The following is a 24,269-nucleotide window of genomic DNA, read 5'->3' as shown; positions in this document are numbered from 1 at the left end:
ATGTCTACTATTGATTCTTTTCGTCGCAAACTACTGTTGTGCGGTAGCGCCGCCGCCGGTCTGGCATTATTACCCGCTTCTGCAAGGGCCTCGCTTTCTACCTCTCGCCCGCGTGTATTGATGCTTAATAATCTTCACACCGGTGAAACCCTTAAAACTGAGTTTTTTAATGGTAAGAGTTACGACAAGGATGAGTTGTCACGATTAAATCACTTTTTCCGGGACTATCGCGCCAATAAAGTGAAAAGCATCGATCCACACCTGTTTGATCAAATCTTCCGCCTGCAGGCGCTGCTGGGAATGCGTAAACCGATACAGCTGGTTTCGGGCTACCGTTCACTGGCAACCAACAACATGTTACGTGAGAGCGGTCCTGGGGTGGCAAAGCACAGCTATCACACCAAAGGCCAGGCAATGGATTTTCATATCGAAGGGGTTTCTCTGGCCAATGTACGCAAAGCGGCGTTATCTCTGCGTGCGGGTGGTGTAGGATATTATCCCCGCAGTAACTTTGTACATATTGATACCGGGCCGATCAGGCACTGGTAATGACACCGGCAACGCTGCGTGAGCCGGTCATGGAGCGTTATGAATTACCACATTATTCCTGTTACCGCGTTTGCCCAGAACTGTTCAGTTATCTGGTGCGAGTCCACTCGTGAAGCCGCGCTGGTCGATCCAGGCGGCGATGCCGATCTGATCAAAGAGACGCTGGAACAGCTCAGACTTAAACCTTCCCGGATTCTGCTGACTCATGGACACCTTGATCACGTCGGGGCCGCCGTTGAGCTGGCTGCCTTCTGGCAGATTCCGATTGTCGGACCACAAAAGCGTGATGCATTCTGGCTGGAGGCGCTGCCTACCCAGAGCCGGATGTTCGGGCTTGATGAGTGTGCGCCTTTTACTCCCGATCGCTGGCTGGAAGAGGGGGAGAGCGTACAGGTAGGGCTGACCACGCTGGAAGTCCTGCACTGTCCGGGCCATTCACCTGGACATGTGGTGTTCTTTGATCGTCCAGGACGGTTACTGATCTCAGGCGACGTGATTTTTAATGGTGGTGTGGGACGCACAGACTTCCCGCAGGGCGATCATCAGCAGTTAATCGATGCTATCCGCATGAAACTGCTGCCGCTGGGCGATGATGTCACTTTTCTACCCGGTCACGGCCCGATTTCCACTCTGGGGCATGAACGCATCAGCAATCCTTTTCTGCAATAAAAAATGGGCCAGCAGGCCCATTTTTCTGTTCACTCTTCCTGCTTACAGTACGGTGACAATCGCTTCGCACAGCGCCGACATATTGTCTGGCGTCATGCCCGCCACATTCACCCGACCTGAGTTCACCGCGTAGACGCCAAACTCCTCACGCAGGCGAATGACCTGGTCTTTGGTTAAGCCACTGAACGAGAACATGCCGTTCTGCTTAATAATAAAGCTGAAGTCGCGCTGTGCGCCTTTTTCCGCCAGGGTATTTACGAAGAGCTGGCGCATGCGCTGGATGCGCTGACGCATATCCGACAGCTCCTGCTCCCAGATGGTACGCAGGGTATCGTTGCCCAGAATGGTGGCGACGATGGCGGCGCCATGTGCCGGCGGATTGGAGTAGTTCGCGCGGATGGTGTACTTCACCTGGCTGAACGCGGTATCTGCCACGCTCGCATCGGCGGCAACCAGTGTGATGGCACCGACACGCTCGTTATACAGGCCGAAATTCTTGGAGTAAGAGCTGGCAACGATCAGTTCCTGATGCGAGGCGGCAAAAATACGCAGGCCTTCTGCATCTTCCTCCAGACCACGGGCAAAACCCTGGTAAGCGAAGTCGAACAACGGCAGCCAGCCATTGGCCTGTGACAGCTGCGCCAGCTGTTGCCACTGCTCGGCGGTCGGGTCGATACCGGTCGGGTTATGGCAGCAGCCGTGGAACAGCACCACGTCGCCTGGCTGAACCTGTTTCAGTGACGCCAGCATACCATCGAAATCGAGCGTATGGTTTGCAGCGTCATAATAGTGGTATTCACAGACTTCAAGACCGGCAGCATTGAACACGTTGTTGTGATTCGGCCAGCTCGGATTGCTGATCCAGACCCGCTTCACCGATGTTTGCGTGGCGAGGAAATCGGCTGCAACGCGTAGCGCACCGGTACCACCCGGTGTCTGAGCCGTGCGAGCGCGGCCAGCGGTGATTAGCGGACTCTGGTTGCCGAACAGCAGGGCCTGCGTGCAGCGGGCGAAATCAGCCAGACCATCAATGCTGAGATAGTTTTTGGTGGTTTCATTTTCCAGCAGATATTGCTCAGCTTTTTTAACACTGGTCAGCACCGGGGTCTTGCCGGTTTCGTCTTTATAGACGCCAATACCCAGGTTTATTTTTTCCGGGCGGTCGTCAGCACGAAACAGATCGGCCAGCCCAAGAATAGGATCGGCGGGTGCAGCAGAGATCGATTCAAACATGTGTCAGGTCCATTAGCGTGAACTTAAGCAAAAGAGCTCTCAGGTTAGCGTCCGGCCAGACAAATGCCAACCGTTTGCGAGACAAATTCATACATTTTGCAGGGTGGATTGCGCGACGGGGAAAGGCAGTGACTAAAGCGGGGTAACGGCGCGAGGGAAAACGCACCTGTCGGGAATAGCAGCCATAAAAAAACGGGGCCTTAGCCCCGTTTTTAAACATGTTTTAAGCAGGATTAGAACTGGTAAACCAGGCCTACACCAACCACGTCGTCTGTGTTCAGACCCAGCGGGTTGTTGTCATCCAGCTGGTTGATTTTGTAATCAACATAGGTAGACATGTTTTTGTTGAAGTAGTAAGTCGCGCCGATGTCAAAATATTTGTACAGGTCAGCATCGCCCACACCTTCGATATCTTTGCCTTTCTGCTGCACGTAGGCAACGGATGGACGCAGACCGAAGTCAAACTGGTACTGTGCAACTAACTCAATAGTCTGGCTTTTGTTAGCATAAGCAGTAGCCTTGTCGGTAGAGTTAGCTACATTGACGCCGATAAGGCTAGAGTTACGGCCTTCACCGTAGAGCGCTGCCAGGTAGACGTTGTTTGCATCATATTTAAGAGCGGTTGCCCAGCTCTCAGCACGTTTGCCCTGACCGACTACGTTACCATTAACATCGGTAACACCTGCCGCCTGTGCATTAGTACGGTCGCTGCTGCTGTATGCACCCACGATGCCTACACCGATTGGTGCGGTATATGAAGATGATACGGCCCAGCCGTCGCCGTTAGAACGACGCACACCGTCATTGTTACCGTCGCGATCGTTTTTGCCCTGATACTGAGCTGCAAAGTCCCAGCCATCAACCAGTCCGAAGAAGTTGGTGTTGCGGTAGGTCAGCAGGCCAGTGCTACGACCGTTCATGAAGTTGTCTGAGCTGCCCCAGTCGCCACCAAATACTGGCAGCATATCAGTCCAGCCGATTGCATCGTAAACCAGACCGTAGTTACGACCGTAGTCGATTGAGCCTGCATCGCCGAATTTCAGACCGGCAAAGCCCAGACGGGTCTTGTTGTCGTCTTGTGCGTCAGAACCTTCAGAGTTGTTCGCCTGAATATTATATTCCCACTGGCCGTAACCGGTCAGTTGGTCATTAATCTGGGTTTCGCCTTTGAAGCCGAAGCGCACATAAGACTCATCGCCATCATCACCAGCGCTATCAGAGAATTGGTGACGCGCATCCACTTTACCGTACAGGTCCAGTTTGTTGCCGTCTTTGTTATAGATTTCTGCAGCGTTTGCTGCGCCAGCTACTAACAGAGCAGGGATAACCACTGCAAGAATATTGCGCTTCATCATTATTCATTACCCTCATTGGAGTTATTTGTACACCTGCCACTGCCGTCAGGAAATCTTTACAGAACCCTGAACGAAGTTTGGTGTCTTCCTGTGTCTGCACGCATCTTTCCATCCCACCCGCCGTAATTCTAGCGCTTAAATGCTACTAAACTCGTAATCTTGTTTCAGTAAGAAAATATGTATTACAAAATGTAAAAAAAACGGAACTTTGTGAGAGAACTCAAAATTTACAAAAATAAAAAAAGGCCGGCAGTGCCGACCTCGTTATATATATGAATTTCTTATATTTAATGCCGAATATCAGAAACTCGCGTTGCGTGGGGTGCGCGGGAAGGGGATTACGTCCCTGACATTTTGTACGCCTGTGACATAGGCGATTAAACGTTCAAAGCCTAATCCAAAGCCAGAATGTGGCACGGTACCGTAGCGACGCAGGTCACGATACCACCAGTAATCTTCTTTATTCAGACCCATCTCTTCCAGACGCGCGTCCAGGACATCCAGACGTTCTTCACGCTGTGAACCGCCAATGATCTCACCAATGCCTGGCGCCAGAACATCCATCGCCGCCACGGTTTTGCCATCGTCATTCAGGCGCATATAGAACGCTTTAATGTCTTTCGGATAGTTTTTCACCACCACCGGCGCTTTAAAGTGTTTCTCGGCCAGGTAACGCTCATGCTCAGAGGAGAGGTCAATACCCCATGAGACCGGGTTTTCGAAGGTCTGACCGCAGTTCATCAGGATCTCAACCGCATCGGTGTAATCCACCTGCGCGAAATCGGTGGTGATGAAACGCTGCAGGCGCTCAACCGCCTCTTTATCTACCCGCTCAGCAAAGAAGGCCATGTCATCGGCACGCTCTTCCAGCACCGCGTTGAAGACATACTTCAGCATTGATTCGGCCAGTGCAGCGGCATCATCCAGTGAGGCAAAAGCGATTTCCGGCTCCAGCATCCAGAATTCCGCCAGATGGCGGCTGGTGTTGGAGTTCTCTGCGCGGAACGTCGGACCAAAGGTGTAGATCTTCGACAGGGCGCTGGCATAGGTTTCGCCATTCAGCTGACCTGAAACGGTCAGGAATGCCTCTTTACCAAAGAAATCTTCGCTGAAGTCAACTTTGCCCTGATCGTTACGCGGCAGGTTTTCCATATCCAGCGTAGAGACACGGAACATTTCGCCGGCACCTTCGGTATCGGAGGCGGTAATCAGCGGCGTCGAGACCCAGAAATAGCCATTTTCATGGAAGAAGCGATGCAGCGCCTGCGCCAGGGTGTGGCGAACGCGGGCGACCGCGCCAATCAGGTTGGTGCGCGGACGCAGGTGAGCCACTTCGCGCAGATACTCGATACTGTGGCGTTTCGCCGCCATCGGGTAGCTGTCGGGATCTTCCACCCAGCCCACGACTTCAAGGCTGGTCGCCTGAATCTCAAACGCCTGGCCCTGACCCGGCGAGGCCACCACTTTACCGGTGACGATAACGGAACAGCCCGTGGTCAGACGCAGCACTTCATCCTGATAATTATTCAGAGAATTATTGACGACAGCCTGAACGGGATTAAAGCAGGAGCCGTCATAGACAGCGATGAAGGAAAGACCGGCTTTGGAATCTCTTCGGGTACGCACCCAACCACGTACGGTGACTTCACTGTCAACCGCGACGCGACCGTGCAGTACGTCCGCTACAGGCACTACGCTCATAAATATCTCTCTATATAGAAGAAGTGAGTAAAAAGTTGCCCCATCCGGGGTTTTGCTATGTTACTTGCGAGTCTTCAGGAAACAAGCAAAATTCAGGGGGAAAGCAGATTTATTACAGCAGAGGCGGGGCGTATCAACGCCCCGATAAGAAGAGGATTAACTCGCTTTTTTCACCAGCGGCAGATCAAAAGCTTTACGCAGGGCTCTGACAAAGGCTTTATCCTGGCAGATAGTTTTGCCCGGGCTGTCTGAGAGTTTCGCCACCGGCTTGCCATTGCACTGCACCAGTTTGATAACGATGTTAAGTGGCGTCACGCCCGGAATATCGCAGGTGAGGCGGGTACCGATGCCGAACACGACGTTAGTCCGCTGGCCAAAGTGGCGGTAAAGCGCCAGCGCTTTGTCGAGATTCAGGTTGTCAGAAAAGACCAAGTGTTTGCTTTGCGGATCGATACCCAGCTTCTGGTAGTGAGCGAGCGCTTTCTCGCCCCATTCGACCGGATCGCCGGAGTCGTGGCGCAGTCCCTGGTAGCGGCGGGCAAACACCGGGCCGAAATCGCGCAGAAAGGCGTCCATGGCGATGCAATCGGTCAGGGCGATGCCCAGCTTATCGTCATACTCATCCAGCCACGCCTGCAGCGCCGCGCGCTGGCTGTTGGCCAGTACCGGACTGATCTGCTGGAAGGCCTGGAACCACTCGTGCGCCTGTGTTCCCACCGGCGTCAGTGACAGACGGCGCGCCAGATCATAGTTACTGGTGCCAATCAGCCACGGAAATTCCTGTTTCAGCGTTGAGACGATCGACTGCTGCACATCCTGCGAATAGCGACGACGGGTGCCGAAATCCATCAGGCGGAAGCGTGACATATCAAGGTCAGCAACCTGGCCTTTAAAGTCGCCGAGTTTCTGATGTAAGTGGTCAAGTGCCTGCTGAGTAGTGACCTGCGGCGTGCGATGACGATGCACAATCTCACTGATCAGCGCCAGCAGCGGCACCTCCCACATGATCACTTCTCGCCACGGCCCCTGAATACGGAGTTCCAGCTTGCCATGATGATTGCGCACCTCAACCTGATCCGGGTTATAGCGGAACTGGCGTAACCAGCTGAGGTAATCCTGCCGGAAGAAGGGAAGGTGAGACAACCAGGTCGCTTCATCATCAGTCAGCGCCAGGTGTTGCATTGCGGTTATCGCGTCACGAATTTCGTCAGCGTAGAGACCCAGCAGTTCGTCGCCGCGGCAGCGAAACTCCGCCGCCACCGTTATGTCATGATAGCGGTGGAAAACGGCCTGCTGCATATGGAGCTTATAGGCGTCCGTATCCAGCAGCGAGGTCAGTATCGGGGAAGCATGTCCTGTCATGGCGCGTTTCAGCATCCTGTTCGGTGGCGCAGAGCCCGGTGTTGTACACAGTCATAAAGACGCAAAAGTATAATTCACTATCTGAAGCCGATCACAGCATATTTCAGTCGGGCGGGTCGAGGCCAATCTGTGCCATTGTTAACAAAGTGTAGCCATTTCACCCTTTAGGTGCATTGTGCGTGGCAAGCTTGTAGTAACAAGCTTAGACTTTGCCGGTAAACTTATAACAACGCGAGACGCAATATGACGCAACAGCCCCAAATCAAGTATCGCCACGACTACCGTGCGCCTGAGTACACCATCACCGATATCGATTTAACTTTTGAACTGGATGCGTCCACCACCCGCGTAACGGCCATCAGCCAGGTTAAACGACTGGGCGACAGCCAGGCTGAGCTGCGACTGGACGGCGAAGCGTTAACGCTGATTGCGCTGGAGGTCGACGGGCAAGCCTGGACGGCCTTCCGTGAAGAAGAGGGCGCACTGGTCATCAGCCAGCTGCCGGAAAGCTTCACCCTGAAAATTATTAACGATATTCACCCGGATCAGAACACCGCGCTGGAAGGGCTGTACAAATCGGGCGAGGCGCTCTGCACCCAATGTGAGGCTGAAGGCTTCCGTCATATTACCTGGTATCTCGATCGCCCCGACGTGCTGGCGCGCTTTACCACTACCATTTATGCCGATGGTGAACGCTATCCATTCCTGCTCTCCAACGGTAACCGCATTGACAGCGGCCGGGATGAGCAGGGTCGCAGCTGGGTGAAGTGGCAGGATCCGTTCCCGAAACCCTGCTACCTGTTTGCGCTGGTGGCGGGCGATTTCGACGTGCTGCGCGACAGCTTCACTACCCGTTCAGGACGTGATGTGGCGCTGGAGATCTTCGTCGATCGCGGTAACCTCGACCGTGCCGACTGGGCGATGACCTCGCTGAAAAACAGCATGAAGTGGGATGAAGAGCGTTTCGGTCTGGAGTATGACCTCGACATCTTTATGATCGTGGCGGTGGACTTCTTCAACATGGGTGCCATGGAGAACAAAGGCCTTAACGTCTTCAATGCCAAATATGTGCTGGCTAAAGCGGAAACGGCGACGGACAAAGATTACCTGGGCATTGAAGCGGTTATCGGTCACGAATATTTCCATAACTGGACCGGTAACCGCGTGACCTGCCGCGACTGGTTCCAGCTCAGCCTGAAAGAGGGACTGACGGTGTTCCGCGATCAGGAGTTCAGCTCTGATCTGGGTTCACGCGCGGTGAACCGCATTGATAACGTGCGTATCGTACGCGGTGCGCAGTTCGCCGAAGATGCCAGCCCGATGGCACACCCGATCCGTCCGGATCAGGTCATCGAGATGAACAACTTCTATACCCTGACGGTGTATGAAAAAGGGTCAGAAGTGATCCGTATGATGCACACCCTGCTGGGTGAAGAGAACTTCCAGAAGGGCATGAAGCTCTATTTTGATCGCCACGACGGCAGCGCCGCCACCTGTGATGATTTTGTTCAGGCGATGGAAGATGCCTCGAATGTTGACCTGTCGCAGTTCCGCCGCTGGTACAGCCAGTCCGGTACGCCAGTGCTGACGGTGCGTGACGATTACAACCCGGAGCTGGAGCAGTATACGCTGCACGTCACGCAGCACACGCCTGCGACTGCCGATCAGAAAGAGAAGCTGCCGCTGCATATCCCGCTGGATATTGAACTCTACGATGGCGAAGGCAAGGTAATCCCGCTGCAGAATAATGGTCATCCGGTACATCATGTGCTGAATGTCACCGAGGAGTTCCAGACCTTTATTTTCGATAATGTCTACTTCCAGCCGGTGCCGTCGCTGCTGCGCGAATTCTCTGCCCCGGTGAAGCTTGATTACAAATGGAGTGATGCTCAGCTCACCTTCCTGATGCGTCATGCACGCAACGACTTCTCCCGCTGGGATGCGGCTCAGAGCCTGCTGGCGACCTATATCCGTCTGAATGTCGCCCGCTATCAGCAGGGTCAGCATCTGTCACTGCCGCTGCATGTGGCCGATGCCTTCCGCGCGGTGCTGCTGGATACCGACTGCGACCCGGCGTTGACCGCGCTGATCCTGACGCTGCCGTCGGAAAATGAGATTGCCGAGCTGTTTGATACTATCGATCCGCAGGCGATTGCGCTGGTGCGCGACGCGCTGCAACGCACGCTGGCACGCGAACTGGCCGATGAGTTTTTTGCGATCTACAACGCCAATCAGCAGCCTGAATACCGCGTGGAGCATGACGCGATTGGTCAGCGCAGCCTGAAAAATATCTGCCTGACCTATCTCGCCTTCAGCGATGCGCAGCTGGCGGATAAACTGGTGCAGACGCAGTATCACCAGGCGACCAACATGACCGATGCGCTGGCGGCGCTTTCTGCTGCTGTTGCGGCACAGTTACCGTGCCGTGATGCGCTGCTGGCAGCTTACGATGAGCGCTGGCATCAGGATGGTCTGGTGATGGACAAATGGTTTGTGCTGCAGGCGACCAGTCCGGCCGCTAACGTGATGCGCAACGTGCGTCAGCTTCTGAATCATCGCTCCTTCACCATGAGTAATCCGAACCGTGTTCGCTCGCTGGTGGGTGCCTTTGCCTCGGCTAACCCTGCCGCTTTCCATGCTAAAGATGGCAGCGGTTATAAGTTCCTGGTGGAGATGCTTACCGACCTCAACACCCGCAATCCGCAGGTTGCGGCACGGATGGTGGAGCCGCTGATTCGCCTGAAACGTTATGATGAAGGCCGTCAGGCGATGATGCGCCAGGCACTGGAGCAGCTGCTGGAGCTGGATAAACTCTCTGGCGACCTCTACGAGAAAATTACCCGGGCACTGAACGCCTGATAATTAAAAAGGGGAGCGTCTGAGACACTCCCCTTTTTCAGCGCTGCTGCGCGTAACGAACCGGCTGCGGTCGCTCCGTACGCTGCATGACCCGATCCAGTACCTCAGCTTCCAGCTCGGCCAGCCGCGCCGATCCGCGACGGCGGGGACGGGGCAGATCCACCAGCAGATCCAGCCCGATCTGACCCTCTTCGATCAACAGCACGCGATCTGCCATCACCACCGCTTCACTGACATCATGCGTAACCAGCAGCACGGTAAAGTGATGCTGCTGCCACAGTGACTCAATTAATCCCTGCATTTCAATGCGTGTCAGGGCATCCAGCGCCCCCAGCGGTTCATCCAGCAGCAGTAAACCGGGCCGGTGGATCAGCGCCCTGGCCAGTGCGACGCGCTGTTTCTGGCCGCCGGAGAGGGCGGCTGGCCACTCATCAGCCCGATCGGCGAGGCCTACCGCCGCCAGCGCATCCAGCGCCGCGCTGCGCCATTCGCGTCCACGCAGACCCAGCCCGACGTTATCAATCACTTTTTTCCACGGCAGCAGTCGCGCATCCTGAAACATCAGGCGGGTATCTTCACGAGCCGACTGCAGCGGCGCGTTGCCTGCCAGCAGTTCACCGCTGGAGCTCTGTTCGAGACCGGCCAGCAGGCGCAGCAGCGTGCTTTTACCACAGCCGCTGCGACCCACCACCGCCACAAACTGACCTGAGGGAATATGCAGGTCAATCTTATTGAGAATGGTGCGGCTGCCATACTGTTTGCTGACGCCGTTAACGCCAACCGGGGTACCGGTGTTGAGGCGCGCCGGTGAGAGAGTCTGGCTCATGCGTTCTCCTCCTTCAGTTGATAAGCGGGATGCCAGCGCAGCCAGACACGTTCAAGCAACAACGCGGCGACATCCGCCAGTTTGCCGAGCAGGGCGTAAAGAATAATGGCGACCACCACCACATCGGTCTGCAGGAATTCACGCGCGTTCATGGCCAGATAGCCGATACCCGCGTTGGCAGAGATGGTCTCTGCGACAATCAGCGTCAGCCACATCAGGCCCAGCGCGAAACGCACGCCGACCATGATATTGGGCAGCGCGCCTGGCAGGATCACCTGGATAAACAGGCTCCAGCCGGAAAGGCCATAGCTGCGCGCCATCTCAACCAGCCCGCGATCGATGTTGCGGATGCCGTGATAGGTATTCAGGTAGATCGGGAACAGCGTCCCCAGTGCCACCAGAAAGATCTTGGCGGACTCATCGATACCGAACCAGAGGATCACCAGCGGGATCAGCGCCAGATGCGGCACATTGCGCAGCATCTGTACCGAGGTATCCAGCAGTCGTTCACCGGTTCTGGAGGTGCCGGTAATCAGCCCGAGCAGCAGGCCGATAGAGCCGCCGATACTGAAGCCGATCAGCGCCCGCCAGCTACTGATCGCCAGGTGCTGCCAGAGTTCACCACTGGCGGTCAGCTGCCAGAAGGTGGTCACAATTTTCTCCGGTGCGGGCAGAATGCGGGTCGACAACCAGCCGGTTTGCGAGGCAATCTGCCACACCACCACCAGCAGCGTCGGCAGCAGCCAGGGCACCAGCGTATCAGCAAGGCGTTTTCGGGTTCTGGTCATCATGCTCTCCTCAGCCCCGGGCGACTTTTTTCTCAGGGGTAAAATCGTTGGCTACCGCTTCACCGTGTGCCTGAACCACGCGCGGCTGGGGCACCAGTGGAACCTGCAGATCAAGATGCGGGAACAGCAGTTCACCGACGCGATAAGCCTCTTCCAGGTGCGGATAACCCGACAGGATGAAGGTCTCAATGCCCAGCGCTTCATACTCTTTGATGCGAGCGGCCACGGTCGGACCATCGCCGACCAGCGCGGTCCCGGCTCCGCTGCGCACCAGGCCGACGCCTGCCCACAGGTTAGGGCTGATTTCGAGCTTGTCACGGCGACCGCCATGCAGTGCGGCCATCCGGCGCTGCCCCACAGAATCTGCCCGCTGGAACGCCGCCTGCGCTTTCGCGATGGTGGCGTCATCCACATTAGCAATCAGTTTGTCTGCGGCCTGCCAGGCCTCTTCATTGGTTTCACGCACGATCACATGCAGACGGATGCCGAACCGGACGGTGCGTCCCTGGGCTGCCGCTTTCGCGCGCACCTGATCAATCTTCTCTTTAACCTGCGCAGGGGGTTCGCCCCAGGTGAGGTAGACATCGACCTGTTCGGCCGCCAGCTCCTGGGCGGGTTCAGAAGAGCCGCCAAACCACAGCGGGGGACGAGGCTGCTGAACCGGTTTAAACATCAGACGCGCACCGCGAACCTTCACGTGCTTGCCTTCATAATCGACGGTTTCGCCTTCCAGCACCCGACGCCAGACGCGGGTAAACTCGGCGGATTCCGCGTAACGCTCGCGGTGATCGAGAAACACGCCGTCGCCCGCCAGCTCTTCCGGATCGCCGCCGGTCACCAGATTAAACAGCGCACGTCCGTTAGAAAGACGGTCCAGCGTGGCGGCCTGACGTGCTGCCTGGGTCGGTGAAATCACCCCAGGACGCAGCGCCACCAGGAATCGCAGGCGCTGCGTCACCGGAATCAGCGAGGCGGCAACCAGCCAGGCATCTTCGCAGGAGCGGCCGGTGGGGATCAGTACGCCGCCAAAGCCAAGGCGGTCAGCGGCCTGCGCCACCTGTTGCAGATAGGCGTGATCAACCGGTCGCGCCCCTTCGGCAGTACCAAGATAGTGGCCGTCGCCATGCGTCGGCAGGAACCAGAAAATGGATACGCTCATTGTTGCTCCTTATTGCGTCACGGTATGCGGATGCCAGATGCGATCCTGGATCGTCACTTTTACTGGCAAGAGATGATTGGCATAGAACAGGTCAGCAGTGCGCTGCTGAGCTGCGGCAGTTTCGGCACTGACCGGCGAAATCCGGGTGGGTGGCCGATGGCTGAGGTAGCTGGCGATAACCGGTTCGGGCAAGCCCATCGCCTGCGCCAGTAACGTGGTGCTCTGCTGACGCTGGCTGATTGTCAGCGCGTCAGCAGTGCTGAAGGTGTCGAGCACCTGCTGAATAAACGCGCCATGGGCTTCGGCGTAGCTGCGGGTCGCTAAATAAAAGGAGCCGGTCAGGTTAAGGGAGCTGCCATCAATCAGCAGGCGCGAATTCCCCTGCAGCAGCACTGATGAATAGTAGGGGTCCCAGATTGCCCAGGCATCAACGTCACCCTGCTGGAAGGCGGCGCGCGCATCGGCGGGGGTGAGATAGACCGGCGTGATGTCTTTAAAGGTCAGACCCGCCTGCTGCAAGGCACGCAGCAATAAATTATGTGAGCTGGAGCCTTTCTGGAAAGCCACTTTCTTGCCTTTCAGATCTGCAACCTGTTTCAGCGGGCTGCTTTTTGGCACCAGAATCACTTCCGCTTTGGGTTTTGGCGGCTCCGCGCCGACATAAAGCAGATCCGCGCCCGCGGCCTGGGCAAACAGCGGGGGAAGATCACCGGTACTGCCCAGGTCGATACTGTTGATATTCAGCGCTTCCAGCATTTGCGGACCTGCAGGAAACTCGATCCACTTAATCCGGGTATGGGGAAACCGTTTCTCCAGTAACTGATGTGACTTCGCCAGCACCATGCTGACCGAACCTTTCTGATAGCCGATGCGAATCTCAGACGGATCGGATTCGGCGGCCTGTACCTGGAGGCCAGCCAGTAAAAGTCCGGCCACCAGCCACTTTCCTAATCTCAGCTTCATCGATCGTTTCCTTATACCGCTTGCGCAACAGGGTGATGGTGACGGGTCAGCGCCAGCCAGAAGGCGGAGACGGCTTCATCCAGGCGCTGTGACAGTGAATCCTGCAGTTCGGGCTGACGGTCGTAATGGCTGATCTGGCTATCTTCGGCATAAACACCATACAGGATCTCCTGCGCCTTTAAGGCGTTGAGCACCGGCTTCAGGGCATAGTCCAGCGCCAGCATATGACCGGCGCTGCCGCCGCTGGCCAGCGGTAATACGACTTTGTGTTCCAGTGCGCGCTCAGGCAGCAGATCGAGCAGAGTCTTCAGCGCACCCGAAAACGACGCTTTATAGATAGGTGTCGCAACAATCAGTCCATCAGCCGAAGCCAGATCGTCACGCAGGGCCAGCAGCGCAGGCGCATCAAAACGCGCATTGATCAGATCGTCAGGCTGAAAGTTGTGAATATTCCAGGGGATGACTTCAATGCCACGCGCCTCCAGCTTGTGCTGACATAGCGTCAGCAGTGAGGTTGAGCGGGAGGGGAATCTTGGGCTGCCTGCCAGCGTAATAACTCGCATCATCACTCCTTATAACTAAAAGTTATTGATTATCAAATGTTGAGAACTTATGTCTTCATACTGTCAGAGCAGGGGAGTGGGCTTAAATGATTTATCCGGCAAAGTAAGGGTGAAATCTGCAAATAGAAGCGGTAGTGGCAGGTGTCAGCATCGCCGCTTCCGATAATTCTTAAATTATGTGTCGGCAGCAGAACAATTCATTAAGAGGGATGATACGAGATCGTCAAAATGAGCCGGTTAAGCAGAAAAAATAGCTTTCGTCTGATTGCTTAATCATTTTTCCTGAGAGTGGCACGGCAATAAAGCGAAACGGCTGACAAAAGAGCGCTGCGAAGCAGCACAGTATCAGCTTATCTGCGGGAAGCATCTTTCAGGAATTAGGATTAGTTGCAGAAAGAAAACTGTAATGAAAATGAAGGAATGCTGAACTTATTCATCGTTTCAGATGTTCGCTTACACATTCCTGAATCTGGTTACGTCTGCTTCACAGGGCAATTTTAAATCGATCATCAACGGTTTTAACATTAACGCAGGCTATAGATGCACTTTCGTTAACAGTGATTCTCACGTGAAACGTTAAGATAATTTTTACGACTGGTCTTTTTTCGCCTTACCGGTTTAAGATAATCAGGCTAAATGAAAGCCATCATAATATTAGCGCATCACTCTTTTCGACGTTTCGCCTCTGGTCATGCCCTGCATCTGGCGGGTGAATCGTATTGTCTTTTTTCTAACAGCAGAGAATTGCCTATGTCTGACACTTTATTATCAGTGATTATTCCAACTTACAATGTTGAAAAATATATTGTGGAGTGCGTCGATTCATTATTACGTCAGGTTAAAGCGCCCAATGAAATACTCATTGTGAATGATGGCTCCACCGATGGAACATTAGCCTTACTTGAACAGAATTATGCGCATCTTTCTCAGGTGAAAATAATTACCACTGAAAATGGTGGTGCCGGTCATGCACGGGATGTGGGTATTGAGCAGGCGCAGGGCCAGTTTCTCTTTTTCTGTGACCCGGATGACGTCGTCGCGGATGGGCTGGTAGCTGAACTGGCCATGGTGGCGGAAAAGCACCCTGAAACCAACCTGTTCTGTTTTAACTCCTGCGTCTACCGCGATGGTCAGACAGAGATCACATCGCCAAAAGTCAGACACGAACACTTCGGCCAGCAGAAATCGCAGGAAGTCTTATTGGGCCTGCTGCGTAACGGCAGCTATACCTCTGCGGCCTGGAGCTATGTCATCAGCAAACGCGTTATTGAGCAGCATAAATTACGCTTTGTTAAGCGCGTTCATGAAGATCACAATTTTACGCTCTCCTGCTTTATGAAAAGTCAGCAGGCATGGGTCAGTCATCAGGTCTATTATAAACAGCGTATTCGCAACGGCTCACTGACTAACAGTACCAAAAGTAATGAGTTTTTCTATCAGCGCTATGATGCCTTTATGCACGCCTACAACACCTTAACCTGTTCTCAGGTTAAATCAGCGTGGCGCGATACGCTGGAAAAAGCTTATTTAGTGCACTCGTTTCGTCTGATGATCTATTTATCGCTCTATAATCGCACCCCTGTTCCGGAATATGTGCTTAACGCTATTCGCTTTATGGGCCGTAATGTGAAAACAGAGAGCTTTAAAGAGTGGTTATTGTTCAAACGTCCTGAACTGTTTATAGCGCTACAGCATTACAAGGTTAAAAAAGAGCTGAAAAACGCGGCCTGATTCTGAAAAACAGCCTGATTCTGAAAAGTGTTTAGCGATATTGTTTATGCCTTTACGAAATGAGAAGGTGAGACATGCAATGTGTATAAGGTTGTTGCGTCATGGCAAAAGTTCTCGATAAAAGTCTGGTTATTAATATTTTTTCGCTGCTGGCTTACCGCGGCGCGTCGTTTTTGTTCCCGCTGGCCACGCTGCCCTATCTTGCCCGCGTTCTGGGCGTAGAGCAGATGGGTACGCTGGCGCTGGCGATCGCCTGCGTGCTCTATTGCAGCACCATCTCCGACTGGGGATTCAATGTCTTTACCACCAAAGATATTGCTCACCATCGTGATGACAAAGAACGCGTCAGTCAGCTCTTCTGGTCAACGTTTAACGCCAAGCTGATGCTGCTGGTGGTCACCAGCGGCACGCTGCTGACCGCGACCTGGTTCAATCCCTCCTGGCACCCTCTGTTCTTCATCATTCTGGCGAACTGCACCACGCTGGTCGGCTCGCTGTTTTCATTTGGCTGGCTGATGCAGGGCTTTGAGAAGCTGGGTAAGACGGCGATGATCGCCACCTTCGGTAACTTCTGTGCGATTCCGCTGACCTTTTTGCTGGTGAAATCCCCGCAGGACACCTGGCTGGCGGCCCTGATCCCTGGCGCGGTCTCCATTATCAGCGCGGCGATTACGCTGAAGTTTGTGCTGGAGATGAAAGTCATTGGCCGCTATCGCTTTGAACCACGCGAAATCAAACAGCGCATCACCGACAGCATGGATGTGTTTATCGCCATTGCCGGCGCTAACCTTTTCAACAGCGTCAACGTGGTGATTCTCGCCTCCTTTGCTTCTACTTACATGGTCGGGATCTACAACGGCGCCGATCGCCTGCGTAAAGCGGCTAACTCTGTCCCGGAGCAGATCGGCAGCGCCTTCTTCCCGCGCGTCAGTCACCTGTTCGGCCGGGATAAACGGGCCGCGATTGCGGCGACACGTAAAAGCCTGCTGCTGTCGTTCTCCCTGAGTCTGGCAATTGTGATCTTTACCTGGTTTTTTGCTGATCTGGTGGTCTCAATCTTACTGGGTAAAGACTTTATCCCGTCGGCGGATGTGCTGCGCGTCTTTGTGCTCTGCTTCCTGTTTGGCAACATTGCCTATCCGGCTGGATTGCAGATTCTGATCCCACATGGTCTGGCCCGCCAGCGTATGTGGGTGATGATGGCCGCTGGTGTGGTCAACGTGCCGCTGTGCTGTTTCCTGGCGTGGAAGTTTGGCGCAATCGGTGCCGCATGGTCGATGGTCGGGGCTGAAGCGTTTGTCTGTCTCGGTATTTTTGGCATCATGCAACGTCACGGCATCCTGCGGGAATATCTGTTTCCCTCTGAGGTGAAAAATCACCCCGTAAACGATTCCGCCGCGTAAGATCAAAGCATTTTCAGATAGTTTTATGCATCTCCGCTGTTCGATTTACTTTTGCGCCAGAGCACTTTACCATTCTGGCGCACATTTTCCCGTGCACCGACTTCCACGATCGCTTCCGTCCTTCAGGAGAGTGCATGTTTTATCCTATCGTCCGACCGGCGCTGTTTAAACTCGACCCCGAACGCGCACACGAACTCACCTTTCAGCAACTGCGTTTTATGAATGGCACCCCGCTGGAGATGTTTTATCGCCAGAATCTGCCGTCGCGTCCGGTCACCTGTATGGGACTGACCTTTAAGAATGCCCTGGGCCTGGCGGCGGGTCTGGATAAAAACGCAGAGTGTATTGATGCGTTTGCGGCGATGGGCTTTGGTTTTGTTGAAGTCGGCACCGTCACACCACGCGCTCAGGCAGGAAATGATAAGCCACGCATGTTTCGTCTGGTCGAAGCGGGCGGAATTATCAATCGGATGGGATTTAATAATCTCGGTGTTGATCACCTGGTTGAGAACGTGAAGAAAGCGCGTTTTAACGGCGTGCTGGGGATCAATATCGGTAAAAATAAAGATACGCCGGTCGAGCAGGGCAAAGATGATTATCTGATCTGCATGGAGAAGGTCTATGCCCACGCCGGTTATATCGCCATCAATATTTCTTCGCCTAACACCCCAGGTTTGCGTTCGCTGCAATATGGCGAGGCGCTGGATGATCTGCTGTCTTCGATCAAACAGAAACAAAAAGAGCTGGAACAGCGTCATCTTAAATATGTTCCGCTGGCCGTAAAAATTGCGCCCGATCTCTCTGAAGAAGAGTTAATTCAGGTCGCGGACAGTTTAATACGTCATCAGATTGATGGCGTGATTGCCAGCAATACCACGCTCGATCGTTCGCTGGTGAGCGGTCTTAAGCATGCTGAGGAAGCGGGTGGGTTAAGTGGACGGCCAGTACAGTCGCGCAGTACGGCAGTGATCCAGCGCCTCTCTCAGGAACTGCAGGGACGGTTGCCGATTATTGGCGTAGGCGGGATCGATTCTCTGACGGCAGCGCGTGAAAAAATCGCCGCCGGGGCAACACTGGTTCAGATTTATTCAGGCTTTATTTATCAGGGGCCAGGATTAATTAAAGATATCGTCACCCATCTCTAAGACAATTCTCACAATGATTGGCCGGGGGGTTTATTTATCCCCTCGGCTCGTTTATATTTTGTCCTGTTGCACGCTTTTTCAGCTTTTCCTTATATTTCTTTTTTCGCTGAATTCTGCGTGATTTTTGGCGCAGCGGTAAATACAGGGCACACGATGAAAATTAAACCCGATGATAACTGGCGTTGGTATTTTGACAGCAGCCACGACCGAATGATGCTCGACCTGGCAGACGGTATGCTTTTCCGTTCCCGTTATTCCCGCAAAATGCTGACGCCGGATGCCTTCACTGAATCGGGTTTTTGTGTCGATGACGCTGCCCTTTATTACACCTTTGAAGAGACCTGCCGTCAGTGCAAACTCAGTGGCAGCCATCGCGCCGAACTGGTGTTAAATGCGCTGGTCGCTGCACGCTTCCTCAAGCCACTGATGCCGAAAAGCTGGCATTTCGCCTCTTATGCCCCGGCAATGCAGCCCCGTCCCGGTGAAATGGTGCAGGTTACGCTGGCAGAAGAGGGGACGCAGGCGCGTCTGCTGGTGGTTGAGAGTGGCGATAACGCGGCGCTCTGCCTGCTGGCGCAGCCGGGATTGACGCTGGCCGGAAAAAACATGGTGCTCGGCGATGCCATCAAGGTGATGAACGATCGCCTGCAGCCTCTGTATCAGGATGTCGCGCCGCGCTACGCCCGCGCAGTCTGATTACCTTAGTTCTACATCGCCAGCCGGAATACAGCTGCAGCTCAACAGCGTGCCGTCCTGACGCAGGGCGCTCTGTTTCAGCGCCTTAACCTCACCCGCGACCAGACTCAGCTTGCAACTGCCGCACAGTCCCGCCCGACAGGAGTAGGGGATCCGGAAGCCCTGCATCTCCAGCTGATCCAGTAGTACCTGCTGATTATCTCCGGTGAACGTATGCCCCTGAAACGTGATGGTCACGGCATCTGGCGCCTGCTGCTTTGGTTTCAGTGTTTCGACCACTTCACCGGCACCATAGCTGCGCGGTGCATGACGTTTCAGGACAATCATCTCATCACCGGCGCGCACCACCCCACTGTTGCGCGCCACTAAGTTCAGACCGAAATCAATATCCCCGCTGCCATCCAGGGCGGTACGGAACGTCTGCAGCGTGGCCAGCGGATGACCGGCAGGATGCTTAACGCCGGTCTCGGTGCTGACAGTGGTGAGCACGCAGCGACTGCATGGCTTAGGCACCTCGAATATCACGTCGCCAATCTGAATCTCCGCCCAGCTGTCTTCATCCCACGCGGCAGCGCCGCTGACGACCAGATTCGGACGAAACTGTTCAGCACGGACGCTGGCCGGGCAGTGCTGTTGCAGATCATGCAGCGACGCGTTGTTGATCAGCAAAAACGGAAAGCCGTCGGCAAAGCTCAGCGGAATATGATTAAACGCTTTAACCCGGCGGCTGGGTTGCGGCCCGACCCAGCGCAACTGAACCTCACGCGGGAAGAACTGGCTCAGCCATTGATTAATCGCACGCGGCGCTATGCGCGCGGTGAAATGGTTTCCCCAGACTTCGGTGGGGTGATCCTGCTCATCGAAATCGCTGAAGCGGATCAGGGAGTGACTGCCATCCGGGGCCGTCAGCAGCAGGCCATCCGGTAAAATAGCGGGCGTGAAGCGTACCATCTCAGGGTGCTGCCGGGCAGTAATAAAGGTGCCATCAGGTTCGGTCACCATAAACAGACGATCAAATGCCAGTCCGCTGTCAGTGACCAGCGCGTGTGACAGCGCTAATCCCCGCATCGACTTCACAGGATGAATAAATAAGCGGGAAAGCGTGATCATGGTGTTCTCCTTGAACCCGACGCGCGACACAAAAGAAGCTAACTTTATGACATAGGTCTCCGATTCGCTATAATGCGCGACAATTTTCTCAAGAGTTAAAAAGTGACGATATGAATTCTCTGTTTGCCAGCACGGCGCGTGGGCTCGAAGAGCTGTTAAAAAGTGAGCTGGACGCGCTGGGCGCGCAGGATTTGCAAGTGGTGCAGGGAGGCGTTCACTACGAAGCCGACGATCGCACCATGTACCAAAGCCTGATGTGGAGTCGTTTAGCATCACGCATCCTGTTGCCGCTGGGAGAGTTTGGCGTTTACAGCGATCTGGATCTCTATCTGGGTGTGCAGAGCGTGGACTGGCCGACGATGTTCGGCAGCGACAAAACCTTTGTCGTCCATTTCAGCGGCACCAACGATTCGATTCGTAACAGCCAGTTCGGCGCGCTGAAAGTTAAAGATGCCATCGTGGACAGCTTTACCCGTCAGAACCTCGAACGACCCAACGTCGATCGTGAGCAGGCAGATATCCGTGTCAACGTCTGGCTGAATGACGATCGCGCCAGCATTGCGCTGGATCTCAGCGGCAGCTCGCTGCATCAGCGTGGTTATCGCCAGCAGACCGGTCAGGCACCGTTAAAAGAGACCCTGGCGGCGGCCATCGTGCTGCGTTCTGGCTGGGAGCCGACGACACCGCTGCTCGATCCGATGTGTGGTTCCGGTACGCTGCTGATTGAAGCCGCGCTAATCGCCTGCGATCGTGCGCCTGGCCTGCTGCGCAAGCACTGGGGCTTCACCGCCTGGAGCCAGTTTAACGCTGCGTTGTGGCAGGACGTTAAAACCGAGGCGCAGAACCGTGCCCGCACTGGCACGGCTGCCACCCAGGCGCGCTTCTTTGGCTACGACAATAATGGTCGGGTGCTGGAGTGGGCGCAGGCGAATGCCCGCCGCGCTGGGGTCTTTGAACTTTTCACCTTCGGCCAGCAGGATCTGCTGAAGCTGGCTAATCCGGTCGACCCGGCGGTTCATGGTACGGTGCTGAGTAATCCTCCTTACGGTGAACGTCTGGAGAGCGAGCCAGCCCTGATTGCGCTGCACAGCCAGCTCGGACGTCTGATGAAGCAGCATTTTGGCGGCTGGAACCTGTCGCTGTTCAGCGCCTCGCCTGAACTGCTGAGCTGCCTGCAGCTGCGTGCCGATCGCCAGTTTAAAGCGAAGAACGGTCCGCTGGATTGCGTGCAGAAAAACTATAAGCTGGCGGTTAACAGTCATGAAAGCGCCGGACAGATTGCGGAAGATTACGCTAACCGCCTGCGTAAAAACGTGAAGAAACTGGAGAAGTGGGCGCGTCAGGAAGGCATTGAATGCTACCGTATTTACGATGCCGATCTGCCAGACTACAACGTTGCTGTTGATCGCTATGGCGACTGGGTGATTATCCAGGAGTACGCGCCACCAAAAACCATCGATCCTGATAAAGCGCGTCAGCGTCTGTTCGATGTCATCAGCGCGACGCTGAGCGTGCTGCAACTGCCTGCTGACCGTCTGATTATGAAAACGCGTGAACGCCAGAAAGGCAAAGCGCAGTATCAGAAGCTCAGCGAGAAGGGCGACTATTTCGAAGTTAAAGAGTTTAATGCGCGTTTCTGGGTGAATCTGACCGACTATCTCGATACCGGCCTGTTCCTCGATCACCGCATTGCCCGTAAAATGCTGGGCCAGATGAGTCAGGGCAAAGATTTCCTGAACCTGTTTGCCTATACCGGTACCGCCAGTGTGCATGCCGGTCTGGGTGGCGCGCGTTCAACCACCACAGTAGATATGTCGCGTACCTATCTGGAGTGGGCGGAGCGCAACCTGCGTCTCAACGGACTGACCGGGCGTCAGCACCGTCTGATGCAGGCGGACTGCCTGAGCTGGCTGAATGAGAGTGATGAGAACTTTGACCTGATCTTTATCGATCCGCCAACTTTCTCCAACTCAAAACGTATGGAAGAGAGCTTCGACGTTCAGCGCGATCATATGATGCTGATGCGTAACCTGAAGCGCCTGCTGCGTCGCGGCGGCACCATCATGTTCTCCAATAACAAACGCGGTTTCAAAATGGACATGGATGGCCTGAAATCACTGGGCCTGCAGGCGCAGGATATTACCCAGAAAACGCAGTCGCAGGACTTCGCGCGTAACCGTCAAATTCACAACTGCTGGCTGATCACTCACGCCGGTAAGGAATAAGCTTACATGTCATTAATCAGTATCCACGGCGCTTATCTCTCCTTCAGCGATGCGCCGCTGTTAGACAACACCGAACTGCACATCGAAGAGAACGAACGCGTCTGTCTGGTGGGCCGTAACGGTGCGGGTAAATCCACGCTGATGAAAATCATCAATGGCGAACAGCCACTGGATGATGGCCGCATTATTTATGAAACCGATCTGGTCGTGGCGCGTCTGCAACAGGATCCGCCGCGCAATATTACCGGTTCGGTGTATGACTTCGTGGCCGAGGGCGTTGAAGAGCAGGCTGAGCATCTGAAAGCCTATCACGCCATTTCCCATGTGGTGATGGAAGATCCCAGCGATAAAAACCTCAACGAGATGGCGCGTCTGCAGAGCATTCTCGACCATCAGAATCTGTGGCAGCTGGAGAGCCGCATCCATGACGTGCTGGAGCAGATTGGACTGCAGCCCGATACCGAGCTGTCGTCGCTCTCGGGCGGCTGGCTGCGTAAAGCGGCACTGGGCCGGGCGCTGGTGAGTAACCCGCGCGTCCTGATGCTGGATGAGCCAACCAACCACCTCGATATCGAAACCATCGACTGGCTGGAAACGTTCCTGAAGAACTTTACCGGCAGTATCATCTTTATTTCCCATGACCGTTCGTTTATCCGCAACATGGCGACGCGCATTGTCGATCTGGACCGTGGCAAGCTGGTCTCCTGGCCAGGCAACTACGATCTCTATCTGGAAGGTAAAGAGGAAGCGCTGCGCGTTGAAGAGATGCAGAACGCCGAATTCGACCGCAAACTGGCGCAGGAAGAGGTATGGATCCGTCAGGGCATCAAAGCTCGTCGTACCCGCAACGAAGGTCGTGTGCGTGCGCTGAAAGCGCTGCGTCGTGAACATTCAGAACGCCGCGAAGTGATGGGCAAAGCCAATATGCAGGTGGGCGAAGCGTCCCGTTCCGGCAAGATTGTGTTTGAGCTGGAAAATGTCGACTATGCGGTCGATGGCAAAGTGCTGGTGAAGGATTTCTCAACCCAGGTGCAGCGTGGCGACAAAATTGCGCTGATCGGACCGAACGGCTGCGGGAAAACCACCTTACTGCGCCTGATGCTGCAGCAGCTTAAAGCCGATCATGGCCGCGTGCATTCCGGCACCAAACTGGAAGTGGCCTACTTTGACCAGCATCGCGCTGAACTGGATCCGGACCGCACCGTGATGGACAACCTGGCCGAAGGCAAGCAGGAAGTACTGGTCAACGGCAAACCGCGCCACGTGCTGGGCTATCTGCAGGACTTCCTGTTCCATCCAAAACGTGCCATGACGCCGGTGCGCGCCCTTTCGGGCGGTGAACGTAACCGTCTGCTGCTGGCACGCCTGTTCCTGCGTCCCAGCAACCTGATGATTCTGGATGAACCGACTAACGACCTCGACGTCGAAACGCTGGAACTACTGGAAGAGCTGATTGATGGCTATCAGGGCACCGTCTTACTGGTGAGCCACGATCGTCAGTTCGTCGATAATACCGTTACCGAGTGCTGGATTTTTGAAGGCAACGGTGAGATTGGTACCTTTGTTGGCGGTTATCACGATGCTCAGCAGCAGCGCGCCGCCTACCGGCAGCACAAGGCGGCAGCACCGGCGAAAGCGACGGGTAACGCCTCTAAGCCTGCAGCAGAGAAGGGTGATGCGAAGCGTAGCGTGAATAAACTCAGCTACAATCTGGCGCGTGAGCTGGAACAGCTGCCGCAAAAACTGGAGCAGCTGGAAGCGCGTATCGGAGAACTGCAGGCGAAGATGAGTCATCCCGACTTCTTCAGTCAGGCACACGATCAGACGCAACCGGTGCTGGATAATCTGGCTCAGACTGAGCAGGAGCTGGAAACCGCTTTTGCGCGCTGGGAAGAGCTAGAGTCACTGAAAAACGGCGCGTAGGGCAGGGCT

At 54.8% G+C, this 24,269-nt stretch carries 19 protein-coding genes; 9 read left to right on the top strand and 10 right to left on the bottom strand.

Translation table 11 applies throughout. The annotated features are described in order from the left end of the window. Together ACR8BN_RS12525 and ACR8BN_RS12520 are read left to right on the top strand one after the other, a co-directional pair. Nucleotides 1-549, top strand: coding sequence for a YcbK family protein (locus ACR8BN_RS12525; protein WP_010254972.1), 549 nt, complete (start codon nt 1-3; stop codon nt 547-549). A 39-nt stretch (nt 550-588) separates the two neighbouring features. Beyond that, complete coding sequence (locus ACR8BN_RS12520; RefSeq protein ID WP_235764915.1) at nt 589-1,218, top strand: MBL fold metallo-hydrolase; 630 nt, start codon at nt 589-591, stop codon at nt 1,216-1,218. A 42-nt stretch (nt 1,219-1,260) separates the two neighbouring features. On the opposite strand, the gene ACR8BN_RS12515 is transcribed toward ACR8BN_RS12520, so the two are convergent. The 4 genes from ACR8BN_RS12515 to pncB form a co-directional block, all read right to left on the bottom strand. Beyond that, entirely contained in the window at nt 1,261-2,451 is a 1,191-nt protein-coding gene (locus ACR8BN_RS12515) for an amino acid aminotransferase (protein WP_235764916.1), read from the bottom strand. Nucleotides 2,452-2,684: 233 nt separating this feature from the next. Continuing rightward, nucleotides 2,685-3,806, bottom strand: coding sequence for a porin OmpF (gene ompF / locus ACR8BN_RS12510; protein ID WP_060679873.1), 1,122 nt, complete (start codon nt 3,804-3,806; stop codon nt 2,685-2,687). A gap of 300 nt (nt 3,807-4,106) precedes the next feature. Continuing rightward, entirely contained in the window at nt 4,107-5,507 is a 1,401-nt protein-coding gene (gene asnS / locus ACR8BN_RS12505) for an asparagine--tRNA ligase (RefSeq protein WP_010254981.1), read from the bottom strand. 156 nt (nt 5,508-5,663) lie between these two features. Further along, a complete protein-coding gene (gene pncB, locus ACR8BN_RS12500) occupies nt 5,664-6,869 on the bottom strand; it encodes a nicotinate phosphoribosyltransferase (RefSeq protein WP_279852024.1) in 1,206 nt (401 codons plus the stop codon). A 243-nt stretch (nt 6,870-7,112) separates the two neighbouring features. Here pncB and pepN point away from each other — a divergent pair, with 243 nt between their 5' ends. Beyond that, nucleotides 7,113-9,728 carry an aminopeptidase N gene (pepN, locus tag ACR8BN_RS12495; protein ID WP_033766848.1) on the top strand — a complete coding sequence of 872 codons (2,616 nt, stop codon included), beginning with the start codon at nt 7,113-7,115 and terminating at the stop codon, nt 9,726-9,728. Between the two features lie 37 nt (nt 9,729-9,765). On the opposite strand, the gene ssuB is transcribed toward pepN, so the two are convergent. Genes ssuB through ssuE form a run of 5 tightly spaced genes read right to left on the bottom strand, consistent with a single transcriptional unit; the run spans nt 9,766 to nt 14,027 of the window. Continuing rightward, on the bottom strand, nt 9,766-10,554 hold the full coding sequence (gene ssuB, locus ACR8BN_RS12490; RefSeq protein ID WP_010254985.1) for an aliphatic sulfonates ABC transporter ATP-binding protein: 789 nt from the start codon (nt 10,552-10,554) through the stop codon (nt 9,766-9,768). Further along, nucleotides 10,551-11,342 (bottom strand): aliphatic sulfonate ABC transporter permease SsuC, encoded by a 792-nt coding sequence (gene ssuC, locus ACR8BN_RS12485; protein ID WP_010254987.1) that lies wholly within the window; start codon nt 11,340-11,342, stop codon nt 10,551-10,553. Before ssuC ends, ssuB begins: the two co-directional genes overlap by 4 nt. Before the next feature lie 10 nt (nt 11,343-11,352). Beyond that, the gene (gene ssuD / locus ACR8BN_RS12480; protein ID WP_022625932.1) at nt 11,353-12,501 is read right to left on the bottom strand and encodes an FMNH2-dependent alkanesulfonate monooxygenase; all 1,149 of its coding nucleotides are present in this window, start codon (nt 12,499-12,501) and stop codon (nt 11,353-11,355) included. 9 nt (nt 12,502-12,510) lie between these two features. Then, nucleotides 12,511-13,464, bottom strand: a complete 954-nt coding sequence (locus ACR8BN_RS12475) for a sulfonate ABC transporter substrate-binding protein (protein WP_010669774.1) — start codon at nt 13,462-13,464, stop codon at nt 12,511-12,513. Nucleotides 13,465-13,475: 11 nt separating this feature from the next. After that, entirely contained in the window at nt 13,476-14,027 is a 552-nt protein-coding gene (gene ssuE / locus ACR8BN_RS12470; protein WP_434747589.1) for an NADPH-dependent FMN reductase, read from the bottom strand. A gap of 750 nt (nt 14,028-14,777) precedes the next feature. On the opposite strand from ssuE, the gene ACR8BN_RS12465 reads away from it, so the two are divergent. From ACR8BN_RS12465 to ACR8BN_RS12450, 4 genes are all read left to right on the top strand, one after another. After that, nucleotides 14,778-15,758 carry a glycosyltransferase family 2 protein gene (locus tag ACR8BN_RS12465; RefSeq protein WP_033757180.1) on the top strand — a complete coding sequence of 327 codons (981 nt, stop codon included), beginning with the start codon at nt 14,778-14,780 and terminating at the stop codon, nt 15,756-15,758. A gap of 101 nt (nt 15,759-15,859) precedes the next feature. Beyond that, nucleotides 15,860-17,161 (top strand): flippase, encoded by a 1,302-nt coding sequence (locus ACR8BN_RS12460; RefSeq protein ID WP_031592844.1) that lies wholly within the window; start codon nt 15,860-15,862, stop codon nt 17,159-17,161. Nucleotides 17,162-17,295: 134 nt separating this feature from the next. Further along, nucleotides 17,296-18,306, top strand: a complete 1,011-nt coding sequence (gene pyrD / locus ACR8BN_RS12455; RefSeq protein WP_010255000.1) for a quinone-dependent dihydroorotate dehydrogenase — start codon at nt 17,296-17,298, stop codon at nt 18,304-18,306. Between the two features lie 153 nt (nt 18,307-18,459). After that, nucleotides 18,460-19,002: a cell division protein ZapC gene (locus tag ACR8BN_RS12450; RefSeq protein WP_033757182.1), complete on the top strand. Its 543-nt coding sequence runs from the start codon at nt 18,460-18,462 to the stop codon at nt 19,000-19,002. Here ACR8BN_RS12450 and ACR8BN_RS12445 read toward each other — a convergent pair whose 3' ends face one another. Further along, a complete protein-coding gene (locus ACR8BN_RS12445; protein WP_434746980.1) occupies nt 19,003-20,112 on the bottom strand; it encodes a YcbX family protein in 1,110 nt (369 codons plus the stop codon). Nucleotides 20,113-20,222: 110 nt separating this feature from the next. Here ACR8BN_RS12445 and rlmKL point away from each other — a divergent pair, with 110 nt between their 5' ends. Beyond that, a complete protein-coding gene (rlmKL, locus tag ACR8BN_RS12440) occupies nt 20,223-22,337 on the top strand; it encodes a bifunctional 23S rRNA (guanine(2069)-N(7))-methyltransferase RlmK/23S rRNA (guanine(2445)-N(2))-methyltransferase RlmL (protein ID WP_434746979.1) in 2,115 nt (704 codons plus the stop codon). A gap of 6 nt (nt 22,338-22,343) precedes the next feature. Then, complete coding sequence (locus ACR8BN_RS12435; RefSeq protein WP_031592840.1) at nt 22,344-24,260, top strand: ABC transporter ATP-binding protein; 1,917 nt, start codon at nt 22,344-22,346, stop codon at nt 24,258-24,260. Nucleotides 24,261-24,269 lie beyond the last annotated feature (9 nt).

The organism is Pantoea sp. Lu_F5_004 (assembly GCF_051136245.1).
In the GTDB taxonomy this organism is placed as follows: Bacteria; Pseudomonadota; Gammaproteobacteria; order Enterobacterales; family Enterobacteriaceae; genus Pantoea; species Pantoea agglomerans.
The sequence above is the reverse complement of the archived record's forward strand: the minus strand, read 5'-3'. Positions and strand labels throughout refer to the sequence as shown.

Excerpts from the sequence above, each read along its gene's own strand:
- ACR8BN_RS12515 (WP_235764916.1), bottom strand. The coding sequence starts at position 2,451 with ATGTTTGAATCGATCTCTGCTGCACCCGCCGATCCTATTCTTGGGCTG.
- ACR8BN_RS12520 (WP_235764915.1), top strand. The coding sequence starts at position 589 with ATGAATTACCACATTATTCCTGTTACCGCGTTTGCCCAGAACTGTTCA.
- ssuB (WP_010254985.1), bottom strand. The coding sequence starts at position 10,554 with ATGAGCCAGACTCTCTCACCGGCGCGCCTCAACACCGGTACCCCGGTT.
- ACR8BN_RS12525 (WP_010254972.1), top strand. The coding sequence starts at position 1 with ATGTCTACTATTGATTCTTTTCGTCGCAAACTACTGTTGTGCGGTAGC.
- pncB (WP_279852024.1), bottom strand. The coding sequence starts at position 6,869 with ATGACAGGACATGCTTCCCCGATACTGACCTCGCTGCTGGATACGGAC.
- rlmKL (WP_434746979.1), top strand. The coding sequence starts at position 20,223 with ATGAATTCTCTGTTTGCCAGCACGGCGCGTGGGCTCGAAGAGCTGTTA.
- ACR8BN_RS12475 (WP_010669774.1), bottom strand. The coding sequence starts at position 13,464 with ATGAAGCTGAGATTAGGAAAGTGGCTGGTGGCCGGACTTTTACTGGCT.
- ssuE (WP_434747589.1), bottom strand. The coding sequence starts at position 14,027 with ATGCGAGTTATTACGCTGGCAGGCAGCCCAAGATTCCCCTCCCGCTCA.
- ACR8BN_RS12465 (WP_033757180.1), top strand. The coding sequence starts at position 14,778 with ATGTCTGACACTTTATTATCAGTGATTATTCCAACTTACAATGTTGAA.
- ACR8BN_RS12460 (WP_031592844.1), top strand. The coding sequence starts at position 15,860 with ATGGCAAAAGTTCTCGATAAAAGTCTGGTTATTAATATTTTTTCGCTG.
- ssuD (WP_022625932.1), bottom strand. The coding sequence starts at position 12,501 with ATGAGCGTATCCATTTTCTGGTTCCTGCCGACGCATGGCGACGGCCAC.
- pepN (WP_033766848.1), top strand. The coding sequence starts at position 7,113 with ATGACGCAACAGCCCCAAATCAAGTATCGCCACGACTACCGTGCGCCT.
- ACR8BN_RS12445 (WP_434746980.1), bottom strand. The coding sequence starts at position 20,112 with ATGATCACGCTTTCCCGCTTATTTATTCATCCTGTGAAGTCGATGCGG.
- ACR8BN_RS12435 (WP_031592840.1), top strand. The coding sequence starts at position 22,344 with ATGTCATTAATCAGTATCCACGGCGCTTATCTCTCCTTCAGCGATGCG.
- ompF (WP_060679873.1), bottom strand. The coding sequence starts at position 3,806 with ATGATGAAGCGCAATATTCTTGCAGTGGTTATCCCTGCTCTGTTAGTA.
- ssuC (WP_010254987.1), bottom strand. The coding sequence starts at position 11,342 with ATGACCAGAACCCGAAAACGCCTTGCTGATACGCTGGTGCCCTGGCTG.
- ACR8BN_RS12450 (WP_033757182.1), top strand. The coding sequence starts at position 18,460 with ATGAAAATTAAACCCGATGATAACTGGCGTTGGTATTTTGACAGCAGC.
- asnS (WP_010254981.1), bottom strand. The coding sequence starts at position 5,507 with ATGAGCGTAGTGCCTGTAGCGGACGTACTGCACGGTCGCGTCGCGGTT.
- pyrD (WP_010255000.1), top strand. The coding sequence starts at position 17,296 with ATGTTTTATCCTATCGTCCGACCGGCGCTGTTTAAACTCGACCCCGAA.